Origin of the sequence: Arthrobacter sp. A2-55, from assembly GCF_025548615.1 — a bacterium.
GTDB lineage: Bacteria > Actinomycetota > Actinomycetes > Actinomycetales > Micrococcaceae > Specibacter > Specibacter silviterrae.
Map to the genome: position 1 here is coordinate 24660 of NZ_JAJLOZ010000019.1, position 13819 is coordinate 38478.

Genomic DNA, 13819 nt, shown 5'->3' on the forward strand with positions numbered 1-13819 from the left:
GACGACGAACAGAATCGGGGCGCACCCTGACCGGAGAACAGGCCCCATGGACGAGCATGCCGCACACATGTTATTCGTGAGAAACCCCAGAAAAGACGGTCCCGTGAGCTACTTCTTCGTCGCAGCAGCCGATGGGGCGGCACTGTCGGACGGGGTCGCAGAAGTATTGGCCGGCGTCTCGGGGAACGCAATGAGCCAATTGCCGTCACGGAAAACGAGGTTGCTCAGGTTGGCTGCCAGCGCGGCACTGTTAGTGACCTTTTTCCCGTCTTCCTTCACCACCACTGCGGCAACTGGAACCGTGGCAGAACGGTCGGCAACCACAATCTTGGACGCATCCACGTCAACGGACACCTTCGCCTTCGGCGTGGTCACCTTCAGCAGTGCAAAATCGGACATCGCAGCGGCAGCCTTGGCCGAGGGTGCCTTTGGATCCACCAGCGCCACAGCCGAGGCGAACGTTTTGGCGTCGGCCTTGTCTGGGAACGCGGCAGCGATCTGATCGGATGTGGTGGCTGCGACGAACGCTGTGATCGTGTCCGCTGCCTTTTGGGCGGTCATGGCCGAGAGGTCCTCAGCGTGTGTGGTTGTTGGTGCAGCCACCGGGTCTGAGGAGCAGGCGGTCACTCCGCCCAGGAGCATCGCGGAGATGGCGAGGGCGGTGGCGAGCTTGGGTATGGTCTTCATGGTATTTTCCCTTTGTGCGAGCTTGTCTTAGCTCACAAGCTACGTGAGAGAAAATACAGTTTGCAAGTCGACGTGTACCCTTTTATCCGCTGCCGCACACATTATTTGGCCGCCGGCGCCGCCTTCTCAGGATCGACAAGGGGTGCCACATAGTAGGTGTCGGCCGTGATGGCCAGGTTCGCGTCGTTCCCCTCGCCCTGGATGGCAACAGTCTTCACTTGTACAGGCCGGCTCATCGCCTCGATCTTGGAAACGAAGGTCTGCAGCCCGGATTGGGTTCCTTTGGCATTGATAGTCAGTCCGACAACGGCCAGGCTTTGGGATCCTGCGCCGGCGCCAGGTGCCGGGGGCGGGGTAGCAGCGCCGCCCGCACCAGGTGTTCCGGCCGTGGCGACTACCGGCACCTCCGAGTTGAGAGTAACCAAGGCTACCCCAGCATCGCCGGCCGCACGGGTGAAGGTGGCCAGAAGGTCTTTTTGTTGCGTTCCTGGAGGAAACGCTGCGTTGAACTGGCCGATTTGGGTTTTGAGTGCGGAGAGGTTCTTCATGCTTGCTGTGATCTGGGCAACGCGCTGCCCAGACTTGACGTTGGCGTCGTGTGCGGTCGCTGTTTGCTGCTTCAGCTCGGCGGTCGCGTTCATCTTGGGGACGAAGAACATCAGGTAGGCGAGGAAGACCAGGAATGCGGTGACCAGGATGGCGGCCACGAACGGGGCCTTGGGCCGGGCTTGGGGGTTCATTTGCCACTCGCATTCAAGGGATCGGCGGACTGGCCGGAAGCAGCCAGCTCGTCTGGGGTCGGTCGAAATTTGTCGCCCTTGTAGGTGAGGGCCTTGTCGGTGAATCCAACAGTGATTTTGAAGGTAGCCATCTTGTCGCCGGCCGTGGACTCCGTGACGTATGGGTCCACCAAGTACTCCTTCGACCCGGCCAGCGCCGCGGCCAGTGCGCCGACATCGGCGATGGATCCCACATGGCCTTCCAGGTCCAGGCACCCGACGGCGACGGAGGCCGCGAACAGGTCTCCGCGTGCGCAGTCACTGGCCGACGGGCTTTTGGCCAGTGTGGTGAAGACGGCACCGACAGTGTTTGCGTCGTTGACGGCCTTGAAGACCTTCGAATTGGCCATATCGCGTTCAAGCACCTGGCTGACTTCTGCCTTTCGGGCGATGTAGCCGTCGAAGTAGTCCTTGAACGGGGCGTTCACTGCCAAAAATTTGGCGTGTTCGGCCGCAACGGCCTTCTCGGCGTTCAGCCCTGCCTGCGCGGAGGTTGTGCCGGCTGCGACGGCCAGGTACGCGCCCGCCGTCGCCACGAGCAGCCCCACGGACAACAGCACGGCCTGGCGTACGGCGCGCTTGCGGGCCCGCACACCACGGACGTTCGGCGGCAGGAACATCAGCGAGGGCCGCGCGCTGTCCGGCCACACCACCGCCTTCTCCACCGGGGCCGTCCCCGGCTTCTTGCCAGCTTTGGGTTTCTTGGTTTTCTTGCCGGCGGCCGGCTTGTCCACAAGGGTGGTCATCAGGCTGTCGCTCCCATCGCCAGGCCGACGGCAACAGTGTAGTCGGCACTCAAAACGGGGCCCAGATCGTAACGTTCCGGGGCCCCGTCAATGCCCGGATCGAAGGTTCCGATGACAACGCCGACACCCATGTTCTCTTCGACGGCATTCCGAAGTCCATGCAGCAAGGCCCCGCCGCCAATGAGGGTGACCCCGGCGATGGCGGCTGGCGACTTGCGCAAATCCAGGTAGCTTCTGATGGCGCTTCGGATGGCGCTGCACACCTTGAAGCAGTATTCATCCACGGCTTTTCGAACCCGGTAGTCCCGGGAGAAGACCACTTTTTCCCTGTTGACGCGCTCAACGTCGTCGTCCTGCAACTCCTCGGCGATGGCACCGGACGCGGCCTGGCCGGCAACGTCGGATTGCAAGGTCAACGAGTACGGTTTGCCATTGTCATGGATCAGCACCGTGAGCACGTCACTGCCGACATCAACCAGAACGTCAAGGTTGTCGGGCGCCCGGGTCACCGGTGCGATGGCACGCAGGGCGGCCAATCCGGAAAGATCGGCGCCGGCCACCCGGAGCCCAGCCTTCGTCAGGATGGACGCCTGCCGGTCCGCCAGCTTGGAGGTTACCCCGCACAAGAGGACGTCGAGCATCCGCTTGTCGTTGACGTCGGTGAATTCGTCGAAGATGACCGCATCAATGATGACCTCCTCCGGGGCGCCGAGCAGAAGCGACTTGTCGGCCACGATGTCAAAAGCGACCGCAGTGTGGAAGTCTTTCGGCGCGTGCCAAGGGGTGCGGGCGCGATTGACGAAAATGTCGTCGACGGAGCCATACCCCATGACTGCGTCCCTGGCCGTGAACTTTTTCTCGGCCAGCAGGGCTTTCAAGTCGGAGGCGATGGCCGCAACCTCCGACTGCACCGGGGAGCCGTCGACTATTTGCCCCGGGGACAGCGGCAAGTATGCCTGCCTGATCACAGTGGTGGTTCCCTTGGCATTCTTCACCTCGACGAGCTTGATGCCCGCCGAACCGAAGTCGATGCCAATGACGTTCTCGGCCACGTGGCCCCGCTTTCGTCTGGATGGGTTCGATCTTCTACCGGGAAACATGCGTAGATACGGCCCACACACCGGTCTGCCGCCGTCAACGGGGAAACTACGCATGTTTCCCGGTAGAAGATTCCGTCCCCAATTACCGTCAGGAACTCCACCCCATGAGCCTCACCCGACTCGGAAAATATCTCGTTTCACGGGATATGCTGACGTCCGACGAGTGGGCCCAGTCGCAGACGCGGGCGGCCAGCAACGGCAAGAACATCTTCCGGCAGCTGGTCGACCAGGGATCACTCACCACACCTGAGGCCAATGCCGCATTTGCCTACACCCAAGGCTGGACCTACCTGGCCCTGGGAGATGACCTCACCATCCCGCCCGAGGTCATCGAGGTCTTTGAAGACTCGTTCGCACGGGAGCACAATGTCCTGCCCGTGGCGCTGGAGGGCGGGACGTTAACCGTGGCCACCCGCAAGCCATCGGACCTTAATATCGAAAAGGTCGTCCGCGGGGCCGCGGAGATGCCCGTCAACCTGGTCTACTCCCCCACCGACGAGCTAACCCGGGCAGTCCACCGCTTCTATTCCACTTCGGCCGAGGCAGCCCGCAAGGGTGGCCTGGCGGCCAAAGCCCTGGCGTCCACGACCAGCGTCTATGAGGGGATCGGCACGCTCCCGGACCAGGGGGAGATCGTGGACACCCTCAACATCATCATCGAGGGCGCCCTGCGCGCCGGAGCCTCCGACATCCACCTGGAACCGGCTGAGCACCACCTCTCCATCCGGTACAGTATCGATGGCCGGCCCAGACCCGAGCCCCTCCAGCCCAAGGCGATCGCGCCGCGGCTGGCGTCCCTGATCAAGACCCGGGCGAAAATGCTCTCCAGCGAGCTGACCAACCAGGATGGGGCCATCCGGCACCACTACAACGGGGTGAACTACGACATCCGCGTCGCCGTCCTGCCCACTGCGTGGGGAGAATCGATCACGCTGCGTCTCGGAGCTGAAAAGGTGCGCAAGCTCGACACCATCGGATTCAGCACTGACACTGGCGAGCAGTGGCGGCGCAGCCTGGCCCAGCCCAACGGCATTCTGCTGGCAGTGGGACCGATGGGCTCGGGCAAGACCAGTCTGAACTACAGTTCCCTGGACCACCTTATGGGGCAGGGGCGAAAAATCGTCTCCATGGAGGCCCCTGTCGAAATGAAGTTCTCCGAGGGAGTATCCCAGGTCAGCATCAACCCGAAACAGGGCTTGACCTGGGAAGGCACCATGGAGACGGTCCTCCGCAGCGCTGCCTCTGTGCTGTTTGTGGGCGAAATTAATCGCGAAGACGTCGCCCACACGGCCATCAACGCCGCCATGACCGGGCACCTCGTGCTGTCAACCCTGCACACCAATGATGCACCCGGCGCCGTTGTTCGACTGCGGGAAATGGGGATCCGGCCATCAGTTTTGGCCGACTCGATGCGGGCCGTCTGCGCCCAGCGACTGCCCCGCCTGCTCTGCTCTTGCAAGGTGGCAGCCACACCAAGCAAGGAAATGATCCGCGACTTCCACCTCACCCCTGAAGACTTGGCCGCCAATGAGTGGTTCGGCCCATCCGAAGACGGGTGCCGTGAATGCCTGGGACTCGGCTACAAGGGCCGGGTCCCCATTCACGAGCTGATGACCTTCAACAAGGAAATCCGTGATCTGATCACCGACGACGTCCCCAACCGGGTCATCGCCGCCGCCGCACGCAGCAATGGCATGCGGACCCTGCAGGAGGACGGGCTGCTCAAGGCTCGGGCAGGGATTACCAGCCTCCAAGAAGTCCGCGCCCATGTTCTCGTCGATTAGGAGACCCCATGACCACAACCACCCTCGCCCCAGCGCCAACCGCGCCACCCGCTGGCAGCTACATTGACGCACTGTTGAATCGCACACTGACTCTCAAGGGTTCCGACCTGCACCTCGTAGCAGGGACCACCGCCTGGGTCAGTGCCCACGGTGAGACCCAGCCCATGCCCGGGGTCGCCCAGACCCTTGATGGCGAGACACTCCAGCGAATCCTCAGCCCCATGGTCTCCGACGAGGACTGGGCCAGGTTCGAGCGAGAGAAGAGGCTGGACTTCTCCTACTCGACCGATCGGTCCCATTTCCGTGCGCACTTCGCCGTCTCCGACGGTCAACCCATGGCCGTTTTCCGGACCATCCCCAACGAAGTCCCGGACTTTGACGACCTCGGACTGCCAGAGATTGTGCGCAAGCTCATCGACTACGAATCGGGCATCATCCCCTTCATCGGGGTAACCGGCTCCGGCAAGTCTTCCTCGCTGGCGGCCCTGATCAAGCTGGCCAAGGACAAATACGCCAAGAAGATCATCACCATCGAAAACCCCATCGAGTTCCGCCACACCCACGGCAAGTCGATGGTCGTCCAGCGCGAGATTGGCCGTGACGTAGACACCTTCGCGCACGGCATCGAGGATGCCATGCGCGAAGCCCCGGACATTATTGTCATCGGCGAGATGAGAGACCCGGAAACGATGCAGGCGGCCATCAACGCAGCCACCACCGGCCACCTGGTTTTCACCACGCTTCACGCCGAATCCGCAGCCGACGCCCCGACCCGCATTCTCGGCTCCATGCCGGCCGACCGGGTGGCCGATGTCCGTGCCCAGCTCTCCCGCTCCCTGCGCGCCGCCGTCTACCAGAAGCTGCTGCCGGTCAAGGGCGGCGGCGGGCGCGCCCTGGCGGCGGAAGTGATGATGATGAACCCGGCAATCGCTAACATGATCCGTGAAAACAACCTCGAGGGAATCGCCAGCCAGCTCATGGTGAAAGATTCCGGGTCCATTCCCTTCGCAGTGTCACTGGTGAACCTGGTCGCTGACGGCACAGTCAATGAATTTGCCGCAGAGCGCGCCGAGCTGACCCCTGGAGACTACCGGCGACAGAAGTCAGCTGGGCGCAGGTAGTCTCCAGGGGTGATGGGCTGGCTGCCGCCGACTACGGCCAGGGAACGGGGGTGGGCGCCAAGGTGGCCTGGTCCAACAGGTCATGGAGCGAGTCAATGTTGAGACCCCCATCCTCGGGAAAGCGGAAGGACTCCAGCCGGTCCTCCGCGAGCAGGAGGGCCGCCCGGAGCATGGACAAGTCGGCGTCATTCGGATTGGAATCGCCCAGATGGTGAGCCGCAAAGCAGGTTCGGGCCGCCATTGTGACGGAGCGGACGGCACCATCGCGGTCCGCTCCGGCGTCGAGGCGGCGGGCCAGTGCATAGAGCCGTCCGGCTTTGCGCCTGAGCCTGGCAGCAGCAGCGTCGGGTGTATCCCCGTCAAGCCAGGACCTGGCGAATTCGTCCGACCCCGTGTCATTCAGGGAGGGGTTCGCTTCGGGCAGCCCGTCGAGGCGGCGGCGGAAGGTACCGGCCAGGCCGGCTGGTTCCAGCGCTTGGCAGAGCAAGTCCCGGGAGCCTTCCAGGGCCTCCCGCAGATGTCCTGTCTTCAGGTCCAGTGAGCGAAGCGGCCCGATGTCCACAAGGGCTTTCGGGTGGTCATCCATCACTTCACCCAGAACATGGGCGTCGGCGGCCAGCTGCGCAATCAGAGCCTCCCATCCGTGGCCACGCTCGGCCTGTAGGTGGGCTATGCGGGTCAACGTGGAGCTTTGGGTGCTCAAGTGAGGTCTGCCGTTCTGTCAATAAGTGGTGGCCGGCGGGTTGATCGGGCGCACAAAACCAGCTGGTGAGAGTATATTTAGTGTAACAGTTTTGAAAATTTCAACCAAGGAGTTACGACCATTTTGGAGTCAACTTCCACCCAGCCCACGGCGCCAGAAGACACCGCAGCGTCGTGGGACGGCGACGAGATTATCCCCGACAGAGCTGAACCGTGGCTGCCCTGGCTGCTTACGCTTGATAAGGGCCTGCCGGTGGGGGCGATTGCCCTCGGCGTCGGCCTACTGGGTTGGTGGTCCAACAGTGGGCGTGGGACCACTGTTGGCCTGGCTGTTGCCGCGATTGCAGCTGTCCTGGTGGTGTTGTCCGCCATAGACCTGTGGACCCGACGCTTGCCTGACGCCATAGTGCTTCCGCTCTATCCGCTGCTGTGGCTGGCCGGGGCCGTAGCCGCTTGGCGCGGGGAGCTCGGCTGGGGGCATGTGGCCACAGCCATGGCCGCCATGGCCGGATGCGGGGCCATATGGTGGACGATCGGGGCAGCGACGGGCGGGATCGGCCTCGGAGATGTCAAACTCGGCGGCGCACTGGGGTTTGTACTGGGCCTCAACGGGGCCTGGGATGCTGGCATCGGAGGCATCTTGCTGCCCATGCTTCTCGGCGGACTGCTCGCGTTCCCCCTCATGTTTTTCGGTGGGAAAAACCGCGAGATTGCCTTCGGGCCTTTCTTGGCCGCTGGAGCGCTGCTGGTCCTGCTGTTGCCCAACACCATCGTTCCAGCCCTAACTGGACCTTTGGTGCATTAGGCAGACAAAGAACCCCGCCACGTCATTCATGGCGGGGTTCTTTGTCTCTGGCACTAGTGCGAGGTAGGCACTGCGGCCGGGTCCCAAACACCGGTCAGCAGCAAGGCCGCCAGGACGACGGCAAGGAAGAGGGCGCCACCGTACAGGGACTTCTTCAGGGTGGACATTGCGGCGTATTCGCTTTTGAGGCGGTTGATAATGGCTCTCCTTGAACGGGAGGGTGCGAGGCTTCGCAACCCTGTTGAATTTAGCATAACGGTTCATGAATTATACGACAAGTGTGACAGGCTATCTAATGGTGGGGTCACCTCCTCGACGGCGGTTGCACCGAGCGGCTTGACGCGTACATCATCACAGAGGACGACTGACGGCGGTTCCACCAGGCAGCTTGCAGTTCGACCCGCCAACTTGGCGTCGAAGGAGACGCCAGGGCGAAATCCCAGTCCCGGCGACACGGGCACAACGCCGTAGCTGTCGGCCAAGGCTGCCCACACAGCCCGATCATATGCGGCCTGATGGGTGGTGATGACCGTACCGCCCAGCATCATCCCGCAGGCCGCCAATGCCGCTGACGCCCCGGCGGCGATCATTCCCCAGCGCCGGGTCCGCAGCTCTCCGCGTCCTCGCATGGCCCCAGATCCAGATTTAACCGCCGTGAAGAGCAGCATCAGGACGGTGAGGCTGATGAGAATCAGGATGGGCACCACAGGTGGCGGGGCGGGGATCAATGTCGTCTTCCTTTGGGTCGCAGGATGTCGTGAACCATGTGTGCGGCAGAGTACGGAAGACGCTAGTCCGGCCCGGTCGCCTTGCTGCTGATTCTGGAAACCGCATACACTAACGCATGACGGCAGGCGAAAACCCGGTGAGCGAGGCGAGCGGCAATGACGGCACCAGGCACCGGGTTTATGCCGGATGCGGAGGCATCGCTGCTGCGTCGCGCCTACCGCGACTTCGTGCGTGCCACTAATCCTCGGGACCGATGGGCGAACCGGAAGCTTGCCTCTGTCGTTCGCGCCGCAGTTAGCGCCGGGTGGTCCCGCCGCACCACAGCAGCGGCCCTGGGCATCCCGCGCGAACGCGCCCTGCGCATTTGTGAATTTGAACCCGCCTCCACATACCCGATGCCGCGCTATGCCCCCGGCACCACTTTCCCGGCAACGGCCGTCACCGCTTTCCGTGAGCTGGAATGGTCGGTGACCCTGCGCCGCACCCGAGCCGAAGCCCACTTGGCTGCAGTCATCCATGCCGCCCATCACGCCGGCTGGCCCTACCCTGCGCTGGGCCAGATTTTGGACCTTAGCGGGGAACGTGTGCGACAGATCGCCGAGACACCCGCATCCTCTTCCCCGGAGAAGTTTGCCTTTACCCCTTACGTCCGACCCCTTAAGGGGCCCCGCCCCCGCGCCGCCCGGGGCAGCCTGACAGCGGTCGAGCTCGAAGAGTTGGGCCGGCTGGCAGGCATTGCCCGTACCGCCACCAAGGTCCGGCCCGGCGCGGACGTTCCTGAAGACAAACGGGCCGCGCGGAAAGCTTCGGAGGCGCTGAGCGCGCTGATTGCCGCCGCGAGGGACCGCAAAGTCCCATGGGCGCAGATCGATGCCGCCTGCGGATATAACGCTGGCGGAGCCCGGGCACGCGCCATCCGGCACGGGTACGGGAAAATCCCCCCGTCCATGCGCGCGTACCAGCCCACGGTACAGTGAGAGACATTTCTGACAGAAAACTCTCCACGATGTAGCCTTTGTGCCACGACATCAACCGGCAGAAAGGCATCCCATGGACACCGCCCTGCCTGCCGCTGCCTGCAACCACCTGAAGGCGCTGAAGACGCGGGACAGCCCAGATTTCGCCGACGAGCTCAAGCGGTTCCAAGAACAGGGTTGGACTTCACGTCAACTTGCCGCGGCCCTCGACGTCTCCCACTCGTACATCAGCGTTCGCATCAACCGCGCCACAGGCGAAACCCCGCCGACCGCTTTCCCCGTTCCTGCACGGGCCAAGCCGATGACCATCCTGCCCGTGCAGGAACTGCCGGCACCCATGCAGCTCGATCTATCCGGCAGGCTCACCCGAGCCATTCAGGAGCACCCCTCCGAGCGCGGGCCCGACCGTCTCGCCCCCACCGCCTCCAGCTACTTCACCGCGCTGGCCGCCGCCCTTGCCGCGGGGTGGGATGCCCATTCCATAGGCCTGGGCATTGGGGTGCATCCGCGCTCCGTTCCCCGCTTCGCCAGCCGCCAGCCTTCCGAAGCCCGTCAGATGCCCAAATATCCGCCCGCTCCCCCGGCGCCTGCCGGACTCGCCTGGAACGCCAGGCATCCAACCGTTCCACCGCCGATGGTTCCGGCCGCGGACGCCCACCGTCTGAGCGAACTGGCGAAGAAAGCCCACCATAATCGCGGGGTTGAAGACGACGGTGGCGGTGCCCTCAGCCATGCGATCGAGTACACAACGCTGCTTGCCGAATGGTACCTGCGCGGCGCCAGCCGTGCAGAACTTCAGCGAGTGACCGGACAAGGTTGGGAGGCGCTGCGCAAGCGCCTCACCCGCTGGGGATACATGCGCTCAGACACAGACTAGGCATTTCATGTCCAGCCACGACGGCGCAGTCTACGCATGTTTTCAGGTAGATACACCCGCCGACGATCGGACCAGCCATGACGGCCCTGCTAGACCACACCACCCGTGCGCCCCGCCTTGAATCCGGTATCAGCCCTGCCCCTGGCCGACCTAGTCCTGGCCTGGCTGCGGGCGAGCCCGCGACCGCTGGCCGACCGTTACCAAATGATTATCTGTGTGGCACCGGGTGGGCAGTGGCTGGGATCATCCTGATCGGGGCCGCGGGGTTTTTGACATCTCCAATACCGGCCATGATCGTGGCGATGCCCTTGGGCGCGGCCCTCGGGTTTTTTGGATACTGGGAACACCGGAGGGTGCAGATTCCGGCCGGCCATGTCGCGGCCTACGCTGCGGTGTCGGCCCTCATGATCGCAAGCACGCTAGTTATCAACCCCGCCGAGAATGCCCTGCTGGCTGTGGCTGTCGCGGCTTGGGCCGGCGCCATCGTCCGGCTGCGGGGATGGAGCGTGAACGACCGTGGGCCTGATTGGCTGGTAACCGCAGTTTCCGCAGCGCTGTTGGCGGCCGTTTCACCGATCACCTCCATGATCGGATTGTTCCTAGGCGAGGCGTTGCGTTCCGGCTTTCCCGGCGTTGTTCGGTCCAGCACGTCGGCACTGGCCATCACAACCGCACCTGCATTGGCGCTCGGAAGCATCGCCGCCCGGTTGTTCGGCCTGCATTGATCTGGCCACCCGTGGCGTCAGCCGCACACATGGGAGTCATGGGACTCAACGTGATAACGAAATACTTTGAAGACGGATCCATCGTGGTGGAAAGGCTGCCCGCCGACGTTGCGAAAACGGCCGCGATTCGCCTTGCCCCCGGTTTTCGGCCCGGGCGGGTATCCCTGCCCGGGACACGGCCTGTCCGCGCATTTCACGACGCCGTAACGACACCGACCACAATGACCACACTTGCCATCCCACAGACAGACCTGGTGGAACTGATCGACGAGCTCCCCCGCTTCGCCCTGGTTTTTGGACGAGGCAAGGCCACGATTGTTAGCCACGATTGGAGCCAGGTGACCGAACTGCCTGCAGTATTTGTAGCGGGCGTCGGCCTCAAGTGCTTCTCCGTGGACGCACTGAGCTGGGGGTTTATCGAAGAAGTGGCCGGTCTGGCTGCCTAGCTAGTACCGGAAGGGTCGGCGTGGTCTGGACTCAGAGTGGCACAGCGGTCGTGTCGCCTCGCTAGACTGGCACTGATTTTCTACCCGGAGGCTATGCCATGGATGTTCCATACCGGCGGTGGGCCAGGGCTGGCCAGGCCATTGCTGTTGCGCTGCTGCTGGTGACTGCCACGTCCTGCGCTCCGACATCCGCTACGGCTCCAAGGTCACCGCTGGTCGGGCAGGCCAACCCCTCCGCCGCGACGTCCCCTTCACCCGGCAGTGACAGCAGTCTCGTGCACCCCGTACACAGCCAATGTGACATCGGAAATAAGGTGCTGCACTATTTGGCTACAGGGAACAACGGCGGCGACCCCGAGCTTGACGTGCTGCTCTCCAAGGACGTCGGCGTGCCTCTTCCACAAGCAAGGTCATTGGCCGACGAACAAATCCAGAACTGCGACGCACACCTGACCGCCCAGGACGCGGATCAAGCGGCGGCATCGGCGTCCGCCAGTGCGGCGGCACTACAGGCCGAGGAAGGCGCCTCAGCCTCGGCTAGTGCGGCAAAGCAGCAAGCAGCAATTCAATCCACTGAGGTGACCTCATGCGCAGCCGTCGGCGGACGGGTGGATTCGGAGTGGGATTGGTGCGCTTCCACCGTCAAGGGAGACCCAAGCGGCCAACCAGGAGCTGACTGTTCGAATGCGAGTGTGGCCTTCAATCCCGACGGCACACTGGCCCGGTGGTCCTCCTCCAGCACGAAGGACTTCTACCCTGGCTGTTTTCGGCTCTGATCCACCTGCCGGGTCGCACCCTAGGGGTCAGGCTGCCAAGTGAAGAGTCTGCTGAAGCTTGGCGCCGGCGGCCCGGGCGGCGATGCGGGCACGCCTCGCCGCCGTGAACGAATCCAGGCTGGCAATGGTGTACGCCAGACGCTCTTCCTTGATGGCCGCTCGGCGAGGCTCCTCCGCCCGGTTCTCGACGACCTCAGTCTTGACATTCGCAGGCTTGCGGGTTCCCGCGGTGTTGGGCTGCACACAGGATTTGCATTGGCCTGAGTGGCCCCAGGCAACGGTTCCGGGCGCTTCATCCTTCCGCACTCCGCGCGGGCGCATGGGCCGGCCGCACTTGGAGCATTTCCTTTGTCCAGGGGTAGTCTTCATGTTCCTCATGTGTGCGGCACTCATCAGGATGCCTCTCCCAGCTCCATGCCTGCCACCAGCTCGTTGATGCTGACCCGGCCCGCCGGGAGATGGCCCGCCGACGGAATCCGACGGACTTGGCGGTCACGTTCAAAAGCGATACGCAACCCATTCAGCTGGGCGAGCGTCTCCACATGAATGAACCGGTTCCCCGGGTCCTTCCCGGCACCAAGGTAGTCACATCGCTGGCATTGCATGTCACCCCAGGGCGGCGCCATGCCGGGAAACCGTGCCGGCGTTGCACCCTCAGGACGCATCCACACCCCGCAGCACAGGCACTGCCTCGGCCCCGGGTCATCTGCGGTGTCCATGACTACAGCTCCCCGGCGTCCCGGGCCTCGGCCAGAATACCGAACATGTTGCGCACCTGTCGCTCGAAGCAGTCGAGGGCGTGGGCGTCACGTCGCATGCAGACATCTTTGAGCATGCATTTCTGGTCATGCAGGCGGCGTGCGACGGCGAGCACAGTCTGATCGGCCAGAAGGCTACAGGCAGTGAGATGCGGGGCCGGGGCGAAAGTGGTGGACACGGAAACTCCTCGTGATCAGCGGCGGTTGATGCCCACCATGTGTGCGGCAAGCAAAATCACCACACGTCGAGGCGCCGCACACATGGTGGGTAGACAGAAAGGACCCCACCATGGGCACATTCCCGATACCATCTGGCCCCGCCGGGCGTATTGACGACCATTTCGAAGAGCAGTTTGGTGCCGCTCTGGCCAAGGAGGTCACAGCCCGCCAAGCCATCCCCACCGTCGACGCCATTGCAGCATCGCGGCTCTCCGACATCCTCCGTGAAAGCCACGGCGAGTACTACCAGTCTGGAGTCGCCGAACTCACCCCGGAAGAAGCCGCCGAGCAGCTGCGCCACGAACTGTCCGCACTCACGGACGACCGGTTCAACCATTGGGCGCGGCGCCTTGGCTTTGCCGTTCACCAAGAAATGAAGGCCTGGGAGAACCCGGTGCACATCCTGGCCTACCAGTACGACTGGGAACTGCTGATCGACCTGGCAGACTACGCCTCCGACGACCCGACCGAGGCGACCGACGCCAACCGGGAAGCCTGGGAAAGGGTTGCGGATACGCTCGCCCACCACGCTGCCTTGGAGAACGCCCTCGCCCAGCTCCCACTCGCCGCCTAACAACCGGCAGTGAC

At 63.5% G+C, this 13819-nt stretch carries 16 protein-coding genes; 8 read left to right on the forward strand and 8 right to left on the reverse strand.

All coding sequences use genetic code 11. From position 1 onward, the window contains the following. Positions 1-108 precede the first annotated feature (108 nt). The 4 genes from LPN03_RS07245 to pilM form a co-directional block, all read right to left on the reverse strand. Positions 109-687, reverse strand: a complete 579-nt coding sequence (locus LPN03_RS07245; RefSeq protein WP_262453738.1) for a hypothetical protein — start codon at positions 685-687, stop codon at positions 109-111. 101 nt (positions 688-788) lie between these two features. Further along, positions 789-1394, reverse strand: coding sequence for a hypothetical protein (locus LPN03_RS07250; RefSeq protein ID WP_262453739.1), 606 nt, complete (start codon positions 1392-1394; stop codon positions 789-791). A 29-nt stretch (positions 1395-1423) separates the two neighbouring features. Continuing rightward, positions 1424-2212, reverse strand: coding sequence for a hypothetical protein (locus LPN03_RS07255; protein WP_262453740.1), 789 nt, complete (start codon positions 2210-2212; stop codon positions 1424-1426). Beyond that, positions 2212-3264: a pilus assembly protein PilM gene (pilM, locus tag LPN03_RS07260; protein WP_262453741.1), complete on the reverse strand. Its 1053-nt coding sequence runs from the start codon at positions 3262-3264 to the stop codon at positions 2212-2214. The genes LPN03_RS07255 and pilM overlap by 1 nt, the downstream gene beginning before the upstream one ends. A 152-nt stretch (positions 3265-3416) precedes the next feature. Between pilM and LPN03_RS07265 the strand changes: the two genes are divergently transcribed. Then, entirely contained in the window at positions 3417-5096 is a 1680-nt protein-coding gene (locus LPN03_RS07265; RefSeq protein WP_262453742.1) for a GspE/PulE family protein, read from the forward strand. Positions 5097-5104: 8 nt separating this feature from the next. Next, positions 5105-6217, forward strand: a complete 1113-nt coding sequence (locus LPN03_RS07270; protein WP_262453743.1) for a type IV pilus twitching motility protein PilT — start codon at positions 5105-5107, stop codon at positions 6215-6217. A gap of 31 nt (positions 6218-6248) precedes the next feature. On the opposite strand, the gene LPN03_RS07275 is transcribed toward LPN03_RS07270, so the two are convergent. After that, positions 6249-6920 carry a hypothetical protein gene (locus LPN03_RS07275; protein ID WP_262453744.1) on the reverse strand — a complete coding sequence of 224 codons (672 nt, stop codon included), beginning with the start codon at positions 6918-6920 and terminating at the stop codon, positions 6249-6251. A gap of 123 nt (positions 6921-7043) precedes the next feature. On the opposite strand from LPN03_RS07275, the gene LPN03_RS07280 reads away from it, so the two are divergent. Beyond that, on the forward strand, positions 7044-7724 hold the full coding sequence (locus LPN03_RS07280) for a prepilin peptidase (protein WP_262453745.1): 681 nt from the start codon (positions 7044-7046) through the stop codon (positions 7722-7724). Positions 7725-7984: 260 nt separating this feature from the next. On the opposite strand, the gene LPN03_RS07285 is transcribed toward LPN03_RS07280, so the two are convergent. After that, on the reverse strand, positions 7985-8452 hold the full coding sequence (locus LPN03_RS07285; RefSeq protein ID WP_262453746.1) for a hypothetical protein: 468 nt from the start codon (positions 8450-8452) through the stop codon (positions 7985-7987). A gap of 156 nt (positions 8453-8608) precedes the next feature. On the opposite strand from LPN03_RS07285, the gene LPN03_RS07290 reads away from it, so the two are divergent. The 4 genes from LPN03_RS07290 (at position 8609) to LPN03_RS07305 (ending at position 11478) form a co-directional block, all read left to right on the forward strand. Next, positions 8609-9430, forward strand: a complete 822-nt coding sequence (locus LPN03_RS07290) for a hypothetical protein (RefSeq protein WP_262453747.1) — start codon at positions 8609-8611, stop codon at positions 9428-9430. A gap of 73 nt (positions 9431-9503) precedes the next feature. Then, a complete protein-coding gene (locus LPN03_RS07295; protein ID WP_262453748.1) occupies positions 9504-10307 on the forward strand; it encodes a helix-turn-helix transcriptional regulator in 804 nt (267 codons plus the stop codon). A 290-nt stretch (positions 10308-10597) separates the two neighbouring features. Beyond that, positions 10598-11032: a hypothetical protein gene (locus tag LPN03_RS07300; RefSeq protein ID WP_262453749.1), complete on the forward strand. Its 435-nt coding sequence runs from the start codon at positions 10598-10600 to the stop codon at positions 11030-11032. 38 nt (positions 11033-11070) lie between these two features. Next, on the forward strand, positions 11071-11478 hold the full coding sequence (locus LPN03_RS07305; protein ID WP_262453750.1) for a hypothetical protein: 408 nt from the start codon (positions 11071-11073) through the stop codon (positions 11476-11478). A gap of 803 nt (positions 11479-12281) precedes the next feature. On the opposite strand, the gene LPN03_RS07310 is transcribed toward LPN03_RS07305, so the two are convergent. Both LPN03_RS07310 and LPN03_RS07315 read right to left on the reverse strand, forming a co-directional pair. Then, positions 12282-12497: a hypothetical protein gene (locus LPN03_RS07310; protein WP_262453751.1), complete on the reverse strand. Its 216-nt coding sequence runs from the start codon at positions 12495-12497 to the stop codon at positions 12282-12284. 478 nt (positions 12498-12975) lie between these two features. Next, positions 12976-13191: a hypothetical protein gene (locus LPN03_RS07315; RefSeq protein ID WP_262453752.1), complete on the reverse strand. Its 216-nt coding sequence runs from the start codon at positions 13189-13191 to the stop codon at positions 12976-12978. Positions 13192-13301: 110 nt separating this feature from the next. Here LPN03_RS07315 and LPN03_RS07320 point away from each other — a divergent pair, with 110 nt between their 5' ends. Next, a complete protein-coding gene (locus tag LPN03_RS07320) occupies positions 13302-13805 on the forward strand; it encodes a hypothetical protein (RefSeq protein ID WP_262453753.1) in 504 nt (167 codons plus the stop codon). Positions 13806-13819: the final 14 nt, after the last annotated feature.